General features: G+C 71.3%; 17 protein-coding genes. 4 read left to right on the top strand and 13 right to left on the bottom strand.

The genetic code is table 11. The features are described from left to right. Positions 1-7: 7 nt before the first annotated feature. From IEX37_RS12680 to IEX37_RS12655, 6 genes are read right to left on the bottom strand one after another with little or no spacing between them, the layout of a single operon-like run. On the bottom strand, positions 8-415 hold the full coding sequence (locus tag IEX37_RS12680; RefSeq protein ID WP_188756649.1) for a hypothetical protein: 408 nt from the start codon (positions 413-415) through the stop codon (positions 8-10). Position 416: 1 nt separating this feature from the next. Continuing rightward, positions 417-2963: a cytochrome c oxidase subunit I gene (gene ctaD, locus IEX37_RS12675; protein WP_188756648.1), complete on the bottom strand. Its 2547-nt coding sequence runs from the start codon at positions 2961-2963 to the stop codon at positions 417-419. 5 nt (positions 2964-2968) lie between these two features. Further along, positions 2969-4030 carry a cytochrome c oxidase subunit II gene (gene coxB / locus IEX37_RS12670; protein ID WP_188756647.1) on the bottom strand — a complete coding sequence of 354 codons (1062 nt, stop codon included), beginning with the start codon at positions 4028-4030 and terminating at the stop codon, positions 2969-2971. After that, positions 4027-4428 (bottom strand): cupredoxin domain-containing protein, encoded by a 402-nt coding sequence (locus tag IEX37_RS12665; RefSeq protein WP_188756646.1) that lies wholly within the window; start codon positions 4426-4428, stop codon positions 4027-4029. Before IEX37_RS12665 ends, coxB begins: the two co-directional genes overlap by 4 nt. After that, on the bottom strand, positions 4425-6194 hold the full coding sequence (locus IEX37_RS12660; RefSeq protein WP_188756645.1) for a GMC family oxidoreductase: 1770 nt from the start codon (positions 6192-6194) through the stop codon (positions 4425-4427). The genes IEX37_RS12665 and IEX37_RS12660 overlap by 4 nt, the downstream gene beginning before the upstream one ends. Further along, positions 6191-7081 carry a gluconate 2-dehydrogenase subunit 3 family protein gene (locus tag IEX37_RS12655; protein WP_188756644.1) on the bottom strand — a complete coding sequence of 297 codons (891 nt, stop codon included), beginning with the start codon at positions 7079-7081 and terminating at the stop codon, positions 6191-6193. The genes IEX37_RS12660 and IEX37_RS12655 overlap by 4 nt, the downstream gene beginning before the upstream one ends. A gap of 171 nt (positions 7082-7252) precedes the next feature. On the opposite strand from IEX37_RS12655, the gene IEX37_RS12650 reads away from it, so the two are divergent. Then, a complete protein-coding gene (locus IEX37_RS12650; protein WP_188756643.1) occupies positions 7253-9079 on the top strand; it encodes a cytochrome c oxidase assembly protein in 1827 nt (608 codons plus the stop codon). Positions 9080-9096: 17 nt separating this feature from the next. On the opposite strand, the gene IEX37_RS12645 is transcribed toward IEX37_RS12650, so the two are convergent. The 5 genes from IEX37_RS12645 to IEX37_RS12625 form a co-directional block, all read right to left on the bottom strand. Beyond that, a complete protein-coding gene (locus tag IEX37_RS12645) occupies positions 9097-10506 on the bottom strand; it encodes an MFS transporter (RefSeq protein WP_188756642.1) in 1410 nt (469 codons plus the stop codon). A 53-nt stretch (positions 10507-10559) separates the two neighbouring features. Next, entirely contained in the window at positions 10560-10808 is a 249-nt protein-coding gene (locus tag IEX37_RS12640) for a hypothetical protein (RefSeq protein ID WP_188756641.1), read from the bottom strand. A 90-nt stretch (positions 10809-10898) separates the two neighbouring features. Beyond that, on the bottom strand, positions 10899-11984 hold the full coding sequence (locus IEX37_RS12635; RefSeq protein WP_188756640.1) for an FUSC family protein: 1086 nt from the start codon (positions 11982-11984) through the stop codon (positions 10899-10901). 16 nt (positions 11985-12000) lie between these two features. Then, positions 12001-12378 (bottom strand): sensory rhodopsin transducer, encoded by a 378-nt coding sequence (locus IEX37_RS12630; RefSeq protein WP_188756639.1) that lies wholly within the window; start codon positions 12376-12378, stop codon positions 12001-12003. Continuing rightward, the gene (locus IEX37_RS12625) at positions 12375-13586 is read right to left on the bottom strand and encodes a D-arabinono-1,4-lactone oxidase (protein WP_188756638.1); all 1212 of its coding nucleotides are present in this window, start codon (positions 13584-13586) and stop codon (positions 12375-12377) included. Before IEX37_RS12625 ends, IEX37_RS12630 begins: the two co-directional genes overlap by 4 nt. Before the next feature lie 373 nt (positions 13587-13959). Here IEX37_RS12625 and IEX37_RS12620 point away from each other — a divergent pair, with 373 nt between their 5' ends. Continuing rightward, complete coding sequence (locus tag IEX37_RS12620) at positions 13960-14289, top strand: hypothetical protein (RefSeq protein WP_188756637.1); 330 nt, start codon at positions 13960-13962, stop codon at positions 14287-14289. A 14-nt stretch (positions 14290-14303) separates the two neighbouring features. Here IEX37_RS12620 and IEX37_RS12615 read toward each other — a convergent pair whose 3' ends face one another. After that, the gene (locus IEX37_RS12615) at positions 14304-15635 is read right to left on the bottom strand and encodes an NtaA/DmoA family FMN-dependent monooxygenase (protein ID WP_188756636.1); all 1332 of its coding nucleotides are present in this window, start codon (positions 15633-15635) and stop codon (positions 14304-14306) included. Positions 15636-15882: 247 nt separating this feature from the next. Between IEX37_RS12615 and IEX37_RS12610 the strand changes: the two genes are divergently transcribed. After that, positions 15883-16053 (top strand): CsbD family protein, encoded by a 171-nt coding sequence (locus IEX37_RS12610; protein WP_188756635.1) that lies wholly within the window; start codon positions 15883-15885, stop codon positions 16051-16053. A 65-nt stretch (positions 16054-16118) separates the two neighbouring features. Here the strand turns inward: IEX37_RS12610 and IEX37_RS12605 are convergent, their stop codons facing one another. Beyond that, positions 16119-16334, bottom strand: a complete 216-nt coding sequence (locus tag IEX37_RS12605) for a hypothetical protein (protein WP_188756634.1) — start codon at positions 16332-16334, stop codon at positions 16119-16121. A 754-nt stretch (positions 16335-17088) separates the two neighbouring features. On the opposite strand from IEX37_RS12605, the gene IEX37_RS12600 reads away from it, so the two are divergent. Next, a partial coding sequence (locus IEX37_RS12600) for a DUF222 domain-containing protein (protein ID WP_188756633.1) occupies positions 17089-17952 on the top strand: 864 nt, incomplete at its 3' end.

The following is a 17952-nucleotide window of genomic DNA, read 5'->3' as shown; positions in this document are numbered from 1 at the left end:
GGCGAGGTCACGAGCAGATCCCCAGCAGGAGCGGGTGGATGCCGATCAGCACGATGCCGAACCCGAAGAGCGCCGCCGAGGCGACGCCGGTCCAGCCCAGGAAGGCGATCGTGTTCCGCTCCTCGTCGTCGCGCCGAGCGAGCACCACTCCGAGCGCTCCCGCGGCCAGGCACACGATGAGCAGCACGGCGTTGAGGACGAGCAGCAGGACCTGCAGCGCCGCGTCCGGAACCGGCGCCGCCGCGCTCGCGACCGCCGCACACGTGAAGTCCTCGATCACATAGGACAGCCCGAGGGAACCGAGCCAGGCGACGGGGGGCACCGTGAACGAGGCGATGCCTCCCACCGCTCGAGCAAGGGGCGTCCGCTCCCCGCCGATGACGGGGACCCGGCCGCGGAGCGGGTCGCTGCTCATGTCAGATCACCAGTACCGGGAACAGGTCGCTCGTGCCCCACACAAGGAGCCAGCAGATCAACGCGGAGACCCACAGCATCGCCGCGTGGTGCAGTTGCCTCGCGGGCCGGGTGTCACGGCGGTGGCGGAGCCGCGCGACGATCGCGACGCCGCTCATCCCGAACGCGGCCGTGACGGTGAGCGCGGCGGCGCCGAGCATCGTCCAGACCGACGAATCGTAGGCGTGGGCCTGCGGATCGAGGTCGCCGAAGAGCCACACGCCGGCCAGGAGCACCAGAGCGACCGCCCCCGCCACGGCGGCGATGCCGCCCGCGGCGAGGTGAGCGCGCCGCACCGCCGCGCGCTCGTCGTCCGGCGCCCCGTCCCGCTCGCGGCGTCCGCCCCACCCGGCCGCGACCGCGGCGACGGCGAGCAGGACGGTCACGGCGCCGAAGGTCAGCGGCCGATCGACCGTGCCGTCGATCGGCCAGACCGACGCGTTCACCTGGAGATACAGAGCCGAGAAGGCCAGCGTCGACATGCCGATCACGAACACGGCTCCCGCGGCCCCCGCACCCCACCATCCGATCGACGCGGCACCGCGACCCTCGAACGGGAAGTCCGGCCCCAGCTGACGCACGTGCTCGGCCCGGTACTCGCCTTCGTTGCGCCACGCCCATCCGACCAGGCCCACCGCCACGATCGCGAGACCGACGAAGGCGAGCGGGTACCACTCGGTCAGCAGGGACACGGCGATCACCGCGAGCCCCACGGGCGAGACCAACGGCCAGATCGTGGCGTTGGGCAGCAGGATCGCGCCGTCCGGCTCGGCGGTCAGCACGGTCGTCATGGGGGTGGCCCGGAAGTCCGCGGGGCGCGCGTCGAAGGCGTCCCGCACCTCCGCCGCCAGCTTCTCGTCGGGCGCCACCTCGCGGTCCCACGCGGGATGCCGCGTCGACACCACGGGCGGGCGTCGCCAGTTCCAGTCGGGCGGCGGCGAGGACGTGAGCCACTCCAGGCTGTCTCCTCCCCACGGGTCGCGCGGCGCCGGCTCGGCGCGGCGCCAGCCGAGCACGAAGGTCGTCACGAGCACCGCGATGCCGGTGGCGAGCACCGCGGCGCCCACGCTCGAGGTGAGGTTCACCGCACCGATGCCGAGCTCCTCGGGATAGGTGTACACGCGGCGAGGCATCCCCCAGAGCCCGGCCAGATGCATCGGGAAGAACGTGGTGTGGAAGCCGACGAAGATCAGCCAGAACGCGACGACCGCCGGGGTCCGGGGATAGGTGCGGCCGGTCACCTTGCCCCACCAGTGGTGCAGCGCTGCGAGCACGGGGAACACCATGCCGCCGATGATCACGTAGTGGAAGTGCGCCACGACGAAGTAGGTGTCGTGGACCTGGGTGTCGAGGGCGACCGACGCGACCATGACCCCCGTGATCCCGCCCGCGACGAACGTGACGATGAAGCCGAGCGCGTACAGCATGGGCACGGTCATGCGCGGCTTGCCGAGCCAGAGCGTGGCGATCCACGCGAAGATCTGGATGCCGCTCGCCAGCGTGATCGACATGCTCGCCGCCGTGAAGAAGCCGAGCGTGAGGGAGGGCAACCCCGTCGTGTACATGTGGTGGACCCACAGTCCGAGGCTCATCACAGCGGTCGCGGACACGGCGATGACGACGAGCGGATACCCGACGAGCGGATGGCGGGCGTGCACCGGGATGACGTGGCTGATGATTGCGGCCCCCGGAAGGAACATGACGTAGACCTCGGGATGACCGAAGATCCAGAACAGGTGCTGCCATAACAGCGGACTGCCGCCCGCCGCCGTATCGAAGAACGCGGTCCCGACGACGCGGTCCAGCTCGAGCAGCACGGACGCGACGATCAGCGGGATGAACGCGACGAGGATCAGGAAGGCCACCGCGAGCATCGTCCATGCGAAGATCGGCATGCGGTTGAGGGCCATGCCCGGTGCGCGGCAGCGCAGGACCCCCACGGCGATCTCGATCGCCGCGCCCACCGCGGCGATCTCCGCGAGCGTGAGGCCGAACAGCCAGAAGTCCATCGACCGGTCGGCGTACTCGGGCCCGCTCAGGGGCACGTACGCGAACCAGCCGGAGTCGGGCACGAGCGCGAACAGATAGCTCGAGTAGAGGATGATCGCCCCGAGCAGGTAGCACCAGTAGTTGAAGGCGTTGTACCGCGGGAACGGCAGGTCGCGCGCTCCGATCATGAGCGGCAGCATGTAGGTCGCAAGGCCCTCGAGGAAGGGCACCGCGAAGAGGAACATCATCGTGGTGCCGTGCATCGTGAACAGCTCGTTGTAGGCCTGCGCGGACAGCAGGTCGTTCTCGGGGGCCGCGAGCTGCGCCCGCATGAACAGCGCCTGGATCCCGCCCACAAGGAACATCACGAGGGCCGTCACCATGTACCGCATGCCGACCTGCTTGTGCTGCACGAGGGTGAAGAACCCCCACACGCCGCGCGGGTTACCCCAGGTGCGCTCGAACCGCTCCTCGCGGGCGGGTCCCGAGGCTTCCGCACTGCCCGTGGCGTCGCTGGTCATGCGCGTCACTCCAGGCTCTGGAGATAGGCGAGCAGAGCGTCGAGATCGGCCGGGTCGTCGAATTCCGTGCCGGGCATGAGGTTGCCCGGCTTGATGGCCTGCGGATCGAGCAGCCACGCGGACAGGTTCGCCCGGTCGTTCGGGAGCGTCCCCGCGGCCAGCGTCTGCCGGCTCGCCAGGTGGGTGAGGTCCGGACCGACCTCGCCGAGGGCCGCGCTGCCCGCGACCGCGTGGCAGTACACGCAGGACGAGGAGAGGAAGACCTCGCGTCCGCGCGCGATGAGCTCGTCGCCCGGAGACTCCTCCCCCTCGACGATCGACGGGGGCGTCCGCAGCTGGGCCTCGACCCACCCCTCGAATTCGTCGGGCTCGTGCGCGACCACGACGATGCGCATGAGCGCGTGCTGCTCGCCGCAGTACTCCGCGCACTGCCCCCAGTACACGCCGGGCTCCGACGCCTCCAGCCAGATGGAGTTGGAGGCGCCCGGCAGCATGTCGATCTTCCCGCCGAGCTCGGGCACCCAGAAGCTGTGGATCACGTCCTGAGACGACACGTCGAGCCGCACCCGCTCCCCCGCGGGGATGTGGATCTCGTTCGCGGTGACGACGCCGCGTTCGGGGTAGTTGACCTCCCACCAGTACTGGTGCCCCACGACCTCGATCATCGGGCTGTCGGCGACGTCGGCGTCGGCGATCTGCCGCTGGACCAGCGTGGACATCGCCAGCACGACCGCGATGATGACGGCGGGGACGAGCGCGCCGGCGACGGCGACGATCCGCACCGGCCGACCGTGTACGCCCGCCTCGCGATGCGGGGCGTCGGGGGCCGTCGGGTCCCCCTCGTCCCCGCGGCGCCGCGCGAGCGCGACGACCATCGCGACCACGACGATCACCCAGACCGCGGCGCCGATGCCGAGCATCCACGACCACAGGCCGTGGATCGCCTCGGCGTGGCTTCCCGCGGGATCGAGGATGGACTGCTGCTCGCCTCCCGCCGCGCAGGCCGTCACGAACGCCGCCGCGCTCACGGCCCCCGCCGCCGCGAACCCGCGGGCGCGGGAGCTCACCGCTCCTCCACAAGGATCGTCCCCATCATCGGGGTGTCCCCCTCCGTCCCGCGGTACACGTACGTGCCGGGCACCTCGAAGCGATAGGCGAACACGTCACCGGGCAGCAGCGGACCCGAATCCCACGGGTCGGCGCCCCCGGGGATCGCCGACTCGCCGGCGCGGTCGTCGGCCGAGACCACGGTCTGCACCCGCGCGCCCGTGTTCCGCCAGCGCACTTCGGTGCCGGGCGCCACCGCGAGCACGGCGGGTTCGAACGCGCCGCCCGTCATCCCGTTGTCGACGACCTGCACGAGAGCGGTGGGAGGTTGATCGGGCCCTGCGCACCCCCCGAGCGCCGCGACGCCGGCGAGCATGACCGCCGCCGCGACCGGGCTGCGGTGCGCCCCGCCCCTCATGCGAGCAGCTCCCTCGGCGCCCGGAAGTAGCGGTCGCGGATCGCCTCGGCGGTGCGGTAAGCGAGGGCCCCGACCGTTCCGGTCGGGTTGGCGCCCGGGTTCTGCGGGAACAGCGCCGCGCCCGTGACGAAGACATTGGGCGTGTCCCACACCTGGCCGTAGCTGTTGGTCACACTGTTGCCCGGGTCGGTGCCCATGATCGCGCCGCCCGTGGCGTGCGTGCTCTGATACTCGTCGTATCGGTAGGGCGCCAGTTCGGGCGTGGTGGCGACGCGGTCGGGCTCCATCGCCCGCAGGATCTCCTCCGCCCTGGCCGTGAGGAACCGGTACATGTTGCGCTCGTTCTCGCGCCAGTCGAAGGTGATCCGCAGCAGCGGGCGCCCCCAGTGGTCGGTGAACCGAGGGTCGAGGTCGCAGAAGTTCCCGGCGTACGCGGGACTCTCGGCCTCCATCGAGATGCCCCCGATCCCGTCCCAGCTCGACGCGAGGGTAGCCTTCCATTCCGCGCCCCACCCGCGCGGCACGAACCCCTCGAGCGCGGTTTGGACGTCGCTCACGGGCTCGCGCTGGCCCGCGCTCGGCGACATCCGCCCGCCGCCGAGGAAATCGAGGTCGGTGTGGTCGAAGTTGTCGCCGTTGAAGTCATGGATCTGCGGGATCGTGCAGCCGTTCCCCATGTAGAAGTTGAATCGGCGCCCCTCCCACAGACCGCGGACCGGCGTCTGGTTCAGCTGATAGGTGTAGTTGCGCCCGACCATTCCGCGGTCGTTGCCGATGCCGTCGGGGTGGGCATCGCTTCGCGCGAGCAGCAGGTTGCGGATGTTCTCCAGCGTGTACGCGCTCGAGATCACGACCTCGGCGGGCTGGAAGTGCTCCTCGCCCTTGGCGTTCACATATCGCACGCCCGTTGCGAGGCCGTCCGCGTCCGTCCCGATCTCGAGGACCACCGACCCGGTGCGGACCTCGTAGCGGCCCGTCTCCAGAGCCGGGGGCAGCCACGTCGTGATGGGTGACGACTTGGCGCCGACCTCGCAGCCGTAGCGCGTGCAGAACCCGCAGTACAGGCAGCCCGCGCGAACGTTGCCGTACGGGTCGGTCCATCCGCGCGACAGGATGCCGGACGGCGTCGGGAACGGGTGGAGCCCGAGCTCCGTCGCGGCGCGGTCGAACAGCTCGCCGAACGCGCTGGGCGCCAGCGGCGGGTTCGGGTACGGCCGCTGCCGCGGCCCCTCGAAGGGGTTCCCTCCGGGGAGGATCTGGCCCCCGAGGTTGCCTGCCTGCCCGGAGACGCCGATGTCCCACTCGAACGCGTCGTAGTGGCGCTCCAGCTCGTCGTAGTCGACGGGCCAGTCCTGAACCGTCATCTCGTCGGGAATGCGATCGGCGCCGTACCGCTCCTCGTGGTGCGATCGGTAGCGGAAGTCGGTCGGCAGGAACCGCCAGGTCAGCGCCGTCCAGTGCACCATCGCGCCGCCCAGACCGTGCCCCGGGTGGAACGAGCCGTACTGCCGCATGGGAAGCGCCGGCGCCCTCGCGTCCGGCCGCCACGTCCACGACACGCGCGAGAGATCCTGCATCATCGCGTAGCGGTTGTTGAACTTGAGGCTGTCGTGGTTGTGCTGGAAGTCCGGATACGTCCACTGGGCCGGCCCCTGCTCGATGGAGACCATCTCCAGGTCGGTGTCCGGCAGGACCAGCGCCGCGATCACCGCGGCGGTCATTCCGCCGCCGATGGTGACGATGTCCACCGCCTCGTGGCGGATCATCCCTCGACCACCCCCTGCCGCGGCTGCTCGAGCGCCTCGCGCGCAGGGCCGTGGAGGTGGTCGGGGTTCATGGGCGGCAGGCTCTCCAACGGCGTCGGCACGCGCCGCGTCGGCGTCACCATCTCCGCCGGAGACCACGCGCGCCGCGGCCCGGGATAGCCGATCAGCGCCCAGCCGGCCATGCCCCGATTCCCGCCGTAGTGCGGGTCTGCGAACATCCCCTCGATCGTGTCCGTGCGGATCCTGTCGAAGAACGCGCCCGGATCCACGTCGCCGAAGGCGCGCTCCGCGGCCTGGGCGAGCCGGCTCTCCTCGAGCCCGCCCTCGGGGCCTCCGCCCGTCGCGCTGTCCGATTCCTGACCGCTCTCGTCGGCCTCCTGTGCCTGGCCGATGTCGTCGAGCACCGTGAGGATCTCGTCCTGCGTCGCTGGATCGAGGTCCGCGAAGGACGCCCCGCGCTCCTCCTGGCTGAGTCGGTCCAGGGCTGCGAGCGATTCCCGATAGAGGTCCTGGGGTGCGGTGTCGGCGCCCTGGAAGCCGTACCGGTAGAGCTGATCCTCCGCAACCGGGATCGTCCCGGGCGGCGCCTGCTCGCCGGCCTCGACACCCTCCGCGAAGGGACCCTTCGCGTAGGTCGGCTCGGCGAACGCCTCGTGGTCGGCGAGCTTGCCGTCGATGTAGTACAGCGCTCCCGCCTCGCGGGCGCCCGGATCGTTCTCATCCCCCGGCACCAGCCGCCCGATGACCGCGTCGACCGTGCGCGCTTCCTCCGGGGTGAAGAACCGGAGTGCATCGTGGTGGGTCTGGGCGTGTCGATGCGACAGGGTGTGGTCATGGTCGACGCTGCACCCCGCGAGCACCGTCGCGCCGCCGACCGCGATCGTCATCCCAAGGAACGTCCGCCGCGGAAACGTCGTGCGCACTGCGGCGCTCGGTTGCGACATGGCGGACCTCCGTGGTTTCGTGAACGTCAGTCGCTTGCGCACGACGCTAGAGAGGCCTGCCAGGATGCTCAACCCCTCCCCGCGTATTCGACAGGGGCTGTCTTCGGCGCGGGCGTGGCGCTAGTATCCGTCGTCGTCGCGACCGCGTCGTCGCTCCCCCTGGCGACCGCGTGGGCCGAGGTCGACGTCGCGCAGCTGCGCACCGTTGTCCGGCTGCTGAAGACCCTCGTGGCCACGGGGACGATCGGGATGCTCCTCACGTCCGCCGTGCTCGCGCCGCCCGACGCCATCCCAGGCCTGCGGCAGGCCCGGCTGCGGCGCGCGGCGCTGATCCTGGGGATCGGCTGGTGCGTGCTCTCGCTCGCCGAACTCCTCGCCCTCGCCGCCGCGGTGTCGCCGAGCGCCCTCGTGCCCGCGGCCGTGATGCTGGCGACGGAGACGGCCGCGGGGGCGGCGCTCGCCGTGCAGGCGGCGGCTGCCCTCGTGGCGGCGGCCGCGGGCACGATGCCGGGGAGGGCCGGTCCCGCTCTGGGATTGGCCGCGGCGACCGCCGCGCTCGCAGCCGTCGCGGGCGGGGGCCACTTCGCGTCGCACGGTCACTCGGATCTCGGCCCAGTGGCCGTCTTCGCACATGTCGCCGCGGCGACCGCCTGGGCCGGAGGGCTCCTCGGGATCCTGACGACGGTTCCGGGAGCGACCAGGCCCGGCGGGATCCTCGCTCGGTTCGGGCGTCTCGCCACCGGCTGCGCGATCACCGTGGGGGCCAGCGGGCTCGTGCTCGCGCTGATGGCGGTCGATCCCACACGCCTTTTCGGCTCGGGATACGGCGTACTCCTCGTGCTGAAGACGTTCGCGTTCGCGGTGCTGGTCGCCGTCGCGCGCGCGGCACGGCGGGCGATCGCCGCCCGCGGGAGCGACGCCGACGCGCCGTCCCGCTGGACCGGACGATCGGGGGCGTGGGTCACGGCGCTGGTCGAGACCGCGGTGATGGCCGCGACATTCGCGCTCGCGGTCGCCCTGTCGCAGACGGCGCCCGCGCCGCCCGAGGCCGTGCCCCTCACCGCAGATCCCCTGTCGGACCCGCCCACCGCGCTGACGATGCTCGGCACGCTCGCGCCCAGCGGCGTGGGCCTCGCCGTCGCCGCCGCGCTCGCCGTGCCGTACATCCGCGGCGTGCGGGCCCTGCGCCGCCGCGGCGACGCCTGGCCGGCGGGTCGCGTCGTCAGCTTCCTCGGCGGCGTCGCGCTGCTGCTGGCGGTGACCTGCACCGGCGTCGGCGCCTACGCGAACGTGCTGTTCAGCATGCACATGCTCCAGCACATGACGCTCAACATGATCGTGCCCGTGCTCCTTGTGCTCGGCGCGCCCATCACGCTCGCTCTCCGCGCGCTCCCGATGGACGGCCGGCAGCGGCTGCTGCGCATGCTTCGCGCTCGTCCTTCGCGCGTCTTGGCACATCCCGCGGTCGTCGCCGCCGTCTTCGTGGGCAGCCTGTACCTGCTGTACTTCACACCGCTGTTCCCGGCGCTCATGTCCCACCCGTGGGGGCACGCCGTCATGCTGCTGCACTTCCTCGCGTCAGGCTTCCTCTTCTTCTGGATGGTCCTCGGCGTGGATCCCGATCCGCACCGCCCCGCCGGTCCCGCGCGGATCCCGCTGATCGTCGTCGGTGTCCTCGGGCACACGCTGTTCGCCGTCGTCCTCGTGTTCGGGACGAACGTGATCGGCGCCGACTGGTTCGACGCGATCCGGCCGGAGTGGCAGGTCTCCCGGCTCGACGACCAGCGTCTCGGCGGTGCGATCGCGTGGGCGCTCGGCGAGTTCGCCATGGTGGGCGTCCTGGTCTTCGTCATCGCCCGGTGGTTCCAGGCGGCCGAACGCGCGGACCGCGCCCGTGCTCGGGTCCGGCGCGGAGCGTCGGCGGAGGAGCACCGGGGCTGAGGCGTCCACAGACCGGTTCAGCGGGCGGGCGGGCGATTCGTAGTGCCCCGGCTCGTGCGCGCAGTGTTCCGGATCCCGATCCACGACACCGTGGAACCCGCCGCGAACAGCACCGCTGTAGCGATCGCCGTGCGGTGGAAGCCCTCGAGGTCAAGGTCGCCGCCCGCGATGAGGGCGAGCACGGCGATCGCGAGCAGCCCCGCGACGCGGGCCACCGCGTTGTTCACGGCCGACGCGACGCCGGATCGCTCGGGGTCCACGGCGCCGAGCACGGCGCTCGTGAGGGGGCTGACGGTCAGCGTCAGGCCGACACCCATGAGGAGGACGCCGGGCAGGACCTGCAGCCAGTAGTCGAACGCTGCCGAGACGGTCAGCAGGAGCGTGGCGCCGACCGCCATGATCGCGGGGCCGAGCGCCATGAACAGCCGGGGACCGCGTCGTCCCGCCCAGGCGCCGACGCGCGCGCTGCCCAGCATCATGACCACCGTCATCGGCAACGTCGCGAGCCCTGCCAGGGTCGCACCGAGGCCGGCACCCTGCTGCAGGTAGACGACGACCGCGAAGCCGTTCAGCGCGAGCGCCGCGTACACGAACAGCGTCGCCAGATTCCCGGCGCGGAAGTTGCCCGCGCGGAAGAGGACGAGCGGCATCAGCGACGCGCGGGGGCGGCGCTGTCCCCAGACGAAGACCGCGAACAGCACCGCCCCCGCGCATCCGACTGCTGCGACCAACGGGTCCGCCCATCCGCGCTCCGGGCCCTCGATCAGAGCGAAGACGATCCCTCCCAGGCCGAGCGCACAGCACGCGGAGGCGACGAGATCCACTCGCGCGTCGGCACGCCGGACGTCCCGCGCACGCAGTCCCGCGAGCAGCAGGAACGCCGCCGCGATCGGGAGGACGTTGATCGCGAAGGCCCAGCGCCACGAGGCGAGATCGATGAAGAGACCGCCGAGCAGGGGCGCGACCAGCATCGCCGCGCTGGTGGCGGCGGTCCACGCGCCGATGGCCCGGCCCCGCCCCTGCTCGTCGAAGTGGGAGGTGATCAGGGCCAGCGAGCTGGGGACGAGGAGCGCGCCCGCCACGCCCTGCACCGCGCGCGCGGCGATGAGCAGCTCGAGCGTCGGCGCCGCGGCGACGGCCAGCGAGGTGACGAGAAAGCCCGCCAAGCCCAGGCGCAGCGTACGCAGCCTCCCGAACTGGTCGCTCATCGAGCCCGCCACGAGGATCAGGGCGCCGAGCGTGACCAGATACGCGTTGACGACCCACTGCTGGCCCGCCAGCCCGCCGCCCAGCTCGTCGCGGATCGCGGGCAGGGCGACGTTGACGATGCTCGAGTCGAGGAAGGCGACGAACGACGCCAGGATCGCGATCCCGAGCACGCGCCCGTCCTGCCGCGCTTCGCCGCGTGAGCCGCCGCTCGTGGTCATCCGATCCTCCCCCGCTCGCGGGCGATGCTATCCGCCCGCGAGCGGGAGGGGCGTCACTGAGGAGGACCGGTCTCCTCGAAGGGGTCGTCGGCGATGTCCTCGATCGGCAGCTTCTCGGGACCGACCGCGGCCGTCTGATCCGCGGCGGGGCGGTCGACTGGCGTCTCTCCATCCCAGGTCGCACCCTGCGCCGTCGGGAATCCACCGGGGTCGGCCACGCCGTGCTCGGTCGCGATGCGGTTCGCCTCCTCGGCGTCGCGCAGCGTCTTGTCGTCGGGGCGGTCCGTGTCCGCTTCGCTCATGGTGTGGCTCCTCCTGATCGTGTGGGCATCTCCCACTCTGGTGCGCGCGCCCCGGGGCGTGGAGGGGGTTGCTCGCGTGATTCCCGCCCGCTAAGCCGGCGGGACCGATGTCGCGGCCTCGACGGCGTCCCGGTGGGACATGCCCGTCATCCGCAGGAGGTCGACGACCGCGGTGCGGGCGACGCTGAGCAGCACGCGCTCGCGCGCCGCGAGCTGACCGCCGAGGTCGACGGTCAACGAACGGGCCAGCTCACGCAGCTCGTGTCTGAGCGCGTCGGTCTCGGGGATCGGCTCGGGCCCGACCGCCCAGCCCGTGACAGCGCGCACGGCCTCGGCGAGTTGCGCCACATGCGCCGCTGCGGATCGTCCCTCGCGATGCTCGCGCAGAAGGGCACGGGTCGCCCTCGCCAGCGCGGCGATCGACGCCGCGAGGTCCTGCCACTCGGCGCGCATGCGTGCCGCCCGGGCCGTTCCCCGGCGGAGCTCCCGGGCCCGCCGTCCCAGCCGGACGCTCTCCCGCGCCGCGCGGATCGCGTCGTCCAGCGATTCGGCGGCCGTCGTCGCCGCCGTCACGTCGCGCACCGCCGCGTCGACGTCCACGCGCTCGCCGCGCAGGGCGGCAGCGAGCCGGTCGACCACCGCGGCTTCGCGATCGGTGACGGCGCGGACGCCCACGCGCAGCGCCCGCTCGGGACGGAGGGTCGCGGGCACCGCGATCGCGAGCGCGACCATGCCGCCGAGCACGGCGTCGCCGAGCCGCAGGAACGGCGCCGCCTGCGTCACGGGAGTCAGGACCATGGTCACGACCGCCGCGACGGCCGCCTGGTTGCTGAGCAGCGGGCTCGCTCGCACGGACACCGCCGTGCCCATCCCCAGTGCGACCGCGATGGCGAGAGCGACCGGTGTGGGCAGCGGCAGCAGCGAGACGAGTTCTCCGACGAGCACCCCGACGAGCACCCCGCCGCTGATCTCGATCGTCCGCAGCATGCGGCGCCCGCCGCCCAGCCCCACGCTCAGCACCGCGGCAATCGGAGCGAAGAACGCGTTCTCGGGTCCGAACAGCGCACCGGCCAGCGCGAAGGCGACGGCCGCCGCAAGCGCGGCCAGGAGCACGGATGCCCCGTGCCGTCGCAAGCGTCCCGCCGCTTCCCGGATGCCCTCCTTCAGCCGGCGCACTCGTCGAACGTCCCGGTCAGGTCGATCCGGCGAAGCCGAGGGTCGTGCTCGTGGCGAGCTCGGCCTTGCGGGTGTCGAGCCTCGTGAGCTGAGCCACGATGGGCGCGTCGCTCTGGACGACCAGCCCATAGGGCACCCCCAGGGGGATCGCATGCGGATCGATCAGGTCGTTAATGCGGCGATGGCACACGCGGCGCGCCCCGACCGTGATCGGAAAAGGTCCCGAAGGATCCCGATCTTCGAAGTACACCCACAGCTCGACGTGCGTGTCCGCGTCCCCCGTGTTGAGCAGACACAGCTCGTCGCGGCTGGTGAACTCGGGCTCGGCGCCCGTCGACTGCGGTGGGACGTTTCCTGCCGAGAAGACCCAGGTCGTCGTGCCGAGCGCGGTCATGTCGTCCCCTCTCCCAAGAGCTCGCGCAGGTGCGCGTTCAGATACACCCCGTCCGGATCCAGCTCCCGCCGGATCTGCTGGAACCGATCCCACTCCGGGTACATGCCGCGCAACTGCTCCGCAGTCTGCGAGTGCTTCTTGCCCCAGTGGGGACGCCCCCCGAAGTCCAGGAACAGCGGCTCCAGGTCGTCGAAGTAGTCGTGGTAGTCGAGCACGTTGTTCTGGAGCAGCGCGATCGTCATGGTGGGTCCGCCGTTGCAGTTGCTGAGGAGCCCGTCGTCCTCCGCGATGACGCGGACGAGCACCCGCCAGCCGACGTGCTGGCGGTGGCGCTCCTTGACGCGCTCTCTGACGGCGCGGAACACCTCCATGCCCCGCTCGAGCGGGAACATGTATTCCATCTCCTCGAAGCGCAGGTCACGGTCGTTCGTGATCACGTGGTGACTGGGGCCGATGTCCTCGCGCTTGTACTCGTCGACGGGGGCGTCGATCTGCTGGTCCTCGTCGGGCCGGTCCATGAGACGCACCTGCGTCTCGTCGCGGCGCGGGTACCAGTAGAAGTCGAAGTGGCGGCTGCTCGACACCAGTTCGTCGAAGTGGTCGAGCGTCCAGTCGACGTGCGTCATGAAGTTGCGTCGATGCAGACGGTAGTACGGCAGCACGCGCAGGGTCAGCGCGCTGAACATGCCGAGCGCGCCGAGCGAGACGCGCGCGGCGCGGGTGAGGTCGTCGTGTCCGTCGGTCCCGGCGTCGACGCCGAACGCCCGCACCTCTCCCGTCCCCGTGACGAGCCAGCCGCCGATCACGTTGGACGAGACGTTGCCGAGCTCAAGGCCGGTGCCGTGGGTTCCGGTGCCGATCGCGCCGGCGATCGTCTGGTAGTCGACATCGCCCAGGTTCTCCATCCCCAGGCCCACGTCGGCGAGCAGCTCACCCGAGTTCTCGAGCGTGGTGCCCGGCAGGAGCGTGGCGGTGAGCGCGTCCTCGTCGTGTGCTGTCAGGCCGTGGAGATGCTCGAAATCGACCAGCACGCCGTCCGTCTCCACCAGCGGCGTCGAAGAGTGCCCGGACCCGACTGGCCGTACGGTCCGGCCCTCCTCGCGCGCCGCGCGCACGATCTCTTGGATCTCTTCCTCGCTACGGGGACGTTCGCGCCGCGCGTACTCGAACTCGAGGCTGCCCGACCAGTTGCGGAATCGTTCGGTCATGATCCTCCCGTTCTCCCCGGTGGCGCCCGCCCGCCGAGGTGGTGCCGTCGGTCGTCACCCTACGGAAGAGGCGCCTCCCGGGACAGGGACTTGCGCGCATCGCCCCGAGGGGTCACTCGCGCCCGAACCTGCTCCGGGCGGACCGAGCGCCCGCGTGGCCCGCTCCGCCGCCCGACGCGGCGTCGGCCGGATACGACATGCGTGCACTCCGATGCCCCATCCGCACGCAAACCCCTGGATCGACGACGCGGCCGCGGCGCATGCGCAGGGTCGGGCCGGCTCCAGCACGGGCGACCACGGCACGCCTCCGGTCGGTGCCGGGACGCCCCGGGCGACGCCGCCGGGACCGTCGGCGGCCGAGAGCACAGCGCGAGTGCTCCGCGAAGCTGAACGGGAGGGCCGCGACGCGTGGCTGAGCGCCGCGTGGAGCGGCGTCCACACCCACATGCTGGAATCAGGCCGCGCGCTGGTGCTCGTGGTGAGGGACCCAGAGCCGGCGAACGCTGAGGCGTGGCTCGTGTTCGTGCCGGCCGCGCCGTCGTGGACCGACGCGGATCCCCGACGGGCGCGGCACGGCGGGGGCACGACCGGCGCCCCGCGGATGGAGTCCTTCCCGACGCGCGAGGAAGCGGAGGAGGCCGCCCGGGCGTGGTGGATGCGGGACGACCGGTGGCGGGCGGTGCTGGTGATCGACGACGAGTAGGTGCAGGGTGCCCCTCAGGCGAGGACAGCCGGCCGGGCGTCCGCCTCGCGGGGAGTGAACAGCGTCAGGCCGGCCCGCTCTCGGAAGGTGTCGCCGTGGTGCTCGGCCGGGAAGTAGCCGCGCTCCTGGAGCTCTGGCACGAGCAGCTCGAGCATGTTCCCCATGCCCTCGGTCACGTTGGGCGGATCGAAGTTGAAGCCGTCGCACGCACGCGCGTCGAACCAGTCGATCATGCGCTCGGCGATCGACGCGGGCGTGCCGACGAGCGACTGGTGGCCGGTCGAGCGCGACATCCTGATCATCAGCTGTCGCAACGTGAGCTCTTGCGCCATGTCGCGGAACAGGCGCCATCGCTCCATGCGGCGGGGGTTGTCGACCAGGCGCTCCTGCGGGATTCTCTCGTTGAGCTCGATGTCGCTCAGGTCGACGTCCAGCAGCCCCGAGACGAGCGCACGCCCGGTCGTCTCGGTGACGCACGCGTCCAGCTCGGCGGCGAGCTCCTCGGCCTCCGCCTGCGTGCGTCCCACGATCGGGATGATGCCGGGAAGGATCTTCACCTTCTCCGGGTCGCGACCCTTCTCCGCCACCCGCTGCTTGTAGTCGGCGTACCAGGCCACCGCGCCGGCCTTCTCGGGCTGAACGGCGTAGATGAGGTCGCCGTAGGTGGATCCGAGCTCGATGCCGGCCGGGGACTGCCCGGCTTGGACGAGCACCGGCCGGTCCTGGGGCGAGCGAGGGATGTTCGTCGGGCCCTTGACGCGGAAGTGCACGCCGACGTGATCGATGTCGTGCACTCGCTCGTTGTCGACCCAGTTGCCGTTCTCCTTGTCGTTCACGATCGCGTCGCGATCCCAGCTCTCCCAGAGCTTGATCACGACGTCCACGAACTCCATCGCTCGGTCGTATCGAGCGGCGGGGTCGGGCATCTCGTCGCGACCGAAGTTCTGGTTTCCGCTCACGGACGTGACGATGTTCCATCCGGCGCGGCCACCAGAGAGCTGGTCGAGGTTGCCGAACTGGCGCGCGACCGTGAACGGCTCGGACCAGGTCGTCGACGCGGTGCCGATCATCCCGATCCTCTCGGTGAAGCCGATAAGCGCGCCGATCGTCGAGACCGGCTCGTTGACCGAGACGCCGCGATAGCCGTGACGGCGCAGTCCCGACGCGTCGTTGCTGTCGGCGAAGAAGATCGCGTCGAGACCGGCACGCTCGGCAGCCTGCGCCATGTCGCGCGCGTGTGCCAGGGAGCCGATGTCGGCGGTGCGGCTGCGCGGGTGCCGCCAGGCGTCGTTGGCGTATCCGAACGCCGCCATGAACATCGTGAGGGTCATCCTGCGCTCGGTCATGCGCCACCTCCTGGTCGCCGAACGGCCCCGTTGCCGCCTCGGTCAGTATCACGGCGCGACCCGGCGGCGACTATCGCGTCTTCCGGGAGCCGAAAGCCCGTGTGACGACGACGCCGCGATTCGTTGCGCCGTGGGGTAGGGCTAGCGCAAGATCCCGTCGCGCGCGACCCCCTCGATGTCCCGCCGAGCCCCGCCTAATGTGGACGGCAATTCCGGGAAGCGCCCGGATCTGACGGAGGGAACCATCATGGGACTTGACGACAAGATCAAGAACGCCGCCCAGGACGTCGCCGGCAAGGCGAAGGAGGCCACCGGCAAGGGCACCGACAACGAGCGCCTGGAGGCCGAGGGCCAGACCGATCAGACGAAGGCGAACCTCAAGAACGCCGGCGAGAACGTCAAGGACGCGTTCAAGTAAGACTCCTCCAGCCTGACACCCCGAAACGCCCTCCGCCGGGAGGGCGTTTCGCTGCGTTCAGGTGCTCAGCGCGGTTGCTCCCGCGAGGGATCGACGCTCTGCTCCTCCGGCATCCCCCCGGCCTCCAGCGCGGCGTCCTCGACCGCCGACCGGTCCCCCGCGTCGCCGTCCCCGGCTTCCGGGAACCCGGCGAAGTCGGTCTCGCCGTGGGCCTCGGCCAACCGATCCGCGTCCTTCTCGTCCTGCTCCCCCTGTGAGCGCCCGGCGATGTCCTCGGTCATATCCGCTCCTCCCGTCGTGGTCTCTCCCACGATCCACCCCGCGGCGCGCCACTGGAAGGGATTGCTCGTCCGGCGAGATCCCGCTACCGGGACGTCTTGTTCTGTTCTTCTGCTCTTCTCTTTCCTCCCACGCTCTTCTTTTTTCCTCCCGCTCGTCGGGCCCCGAGGGGCCGCTCCGCGAGGGAGGCGCTTGCGCTTCGCTTCAGCGCGCCGGCGCTTCGCGCCTGGTTGGCGGGCGCACTCGCGCCCGCACGCTCGCGCTGGCGCGCTCGCACCGGATTGAGGTGGGGCGGGTCGGGCTCGGCTTCGACTCGCTGCGCTCGCTCAGCCCGTTTCGACTTCGCTTCGCTCCGCTCAACGACCGGTTCGGGGTCTCGGTTGCGCGCTCAACAAGGAACGGGGTGGGGTGGTGCTCAGGTTCCGGTCGTTGAGCGGAGCGGCGGAGCCGCGGAGTCGAAACGGGTTGAGCGGAGCCGCGTAGCGGCGGAGTCGAAACCGAGGTCGGCACGCACGGCCGCGCACTCCTCGTCCCCAACACGCGCCCGGGGCGAGTTGTCCACGGGTGTGGTTTTCGGGTGTGGATCGGCGGTTTACCGGCGCCTCGAATGTCGGTGGCCCCGTCTACCGTTGGGGGTATGGAACAGCGGTGCGCGACCAGTGACGAGGGGCGGGATGTTCTCGCTTCGGTCGATGCGTTGCCTGCCCTGATTGAGCAGACCGGGGCCCCCTCGCGGACGCCGATCTGGTCGCCGCGGTGGGCACGGTGGAGGCGTTGGGGCGGATGGTCGACGCCGCCCGAGTCCGTGTGGCCGGCGAGGTGGATGCGCGGTCTGCCCGCGACTGCGAGGACCGCCTCTCGGCGAAGTTCGGGTGTCGCAACGGGGTGGAGCTGCTGGAGCGCACGACCCGGGTGTCGGCGAAGGCGATCAACGCCCGTATCCGGTTGGACAAGCGCACCCGGCCTCGGGTGTCGTTGACCGGGGAGGAACTCCCGGCGCGGTTCCCCCACGTCGGTCACGCACTACGAGACGGAGCCCTCGGTGTGGACGCGGCGCACGAGATCACCAGTGCCCTCGCACGGGTGGAGGATCGTGCCGACCCGGTCGAGTTCGACGCGGCCGAAGCCACGACGGTGGCGTACGCGACCGGTGTGCTGGAAGAGCAGGCGGGCATGATTCCGCCGACGTTCGCGGAAGTCGAGGTGCACGCCCGCACCTGGGCGACCTACCTCGACCAAGACGGCCCCGAACCCGACGCGGAACGCGCTGCCCGGAACCGGGGCCTGACCCTGGGAGTAATTCGGGACGGGGTCGTCCCGCTACGGGGGTCCCTCCTCCCCGAGGTCGCCGCCGGGCGGCAGCGGCTGCTGGATGCGCACCTGAACCCCGCCGTCCGGTTCACCCCCACCTTCGACCCGGAAGACCGGGACGAGAACACCGCGTGGTCCTCGGACGAGGTTGTCGATGACCCGCGGAGGAACGCGCAGAAGCGTCACGACGTGCTGGCGGTGATCATCCAAGCCGCCGCCAAAGCCATCGAGACGCCCACGCTCGGCGGTGCCGCCCCCACGCTGGTGGTCACCGTCGCTGAGGACGACCTCCACAACCCCACCGCAGCC

It is taken from the genome of Microbacterium album, assembly GCF_014643695.1.
Lineage (GTDB): Bacteria > Actinomycetota > Actinomycetes > Actinomycetales > Microbacteriaceae > Microbacterium > Microbacterium album.
The sequence above is the reverse complement of the archived record's forward strand: the minus strand, read 5'-3'. Positions and strand labels throughout refer to the sequence as shown.

Excerpts from the sequence above, each read along its gene's own strand:
- IEX37_RS12665 (WP_188756646.1), bottom strand. The coding sequence starts at position 4,428 with ATGAGGGGCGGGGCGCACCGCAGCCCGGTCGCGGCGGCGGTCATGCTC.
- IEX37_RS12645 (WP_188756642.1), bottom strand. The coding sequence starts at position 10,506 with ATGACCACGAGCGGCGGCTCACGCGGCGAAGCGCGGCAGGACGGGCGC.
- IEX37_RS12640 (WP_188756641.1), bottom strand. The coding sequence starts at position 10,808 with ATGAGCGAAGCGGACACGGACCGCCCCGACGACAAGACGCTGCGCGAC.
- IEX37_RS12615 (WP_188756636.1), bottom strand. The coding sequence starts at position 15,635 with ATGACCGAGCGCAGGATGACCCTCACGATGTTCATGGCGGCGTTCGGA.
- IEX37_RS12610 (WP_188756635.1), top strand. The coding sequence starts at position 15,883 with ATGGGACTTGACGACAAGATCAAGAACGCCGCCCAGGACGTCGCCGGC.
- IEX37_RS12660 (WP_188756645.1), bottom strand. The coding sequence starts at position 6,194 with ATGATCCGCCACGAGGCGGTGGACATCGTCACCATCGGCGGCGGAATG.
- IEX37_RS12605 (WP_188756634.1), bottom strand. The coding sequence starts at position 16,334 with ATGACCGAGGACATCGCCGGGCGCTCACAGGGGGAGCAGGACGAGAAG.
- IEX37_RS12655 (WP_188756644.1), bottom strand. The coding sequence starts at position 7,081 with ATGACGATCGCGGTCGGCGGCGCGACGGTGCTCGCGGGGTGCAGCGTC.
- ctaD (WP_188756648.1), bottom strand. The coding sequence starts at position 2,963 with ATGACCAGCGACGCCACGGGCAGTGCGGAAGCCTCGGGACCCGCCCGC.
- IEX37_RS12680 (WP_188756649.1), bottom strand. The coding sequence starts at position 415 with ATGAGCAGCGACCCGCTCCGCGGCCGGGTCCCCGTCATCGGCGGGGAG.
- IEX37_RS12630 (WP_188756639.1), bottom strand. The coding sequence starts at position 12,378 with ATGACCGCGCTCGGCACGACGACCTGGGTCTTCTCGGCAGGAAACGTC.
- IEX37_RS12625 (WP_188756638.1), bottom strand. The coding sequence starts at position 13,586 with ATGACCGAACGATTCCGCAACTGGTCGGGCAGCCTCGAGTTCGAGTAC.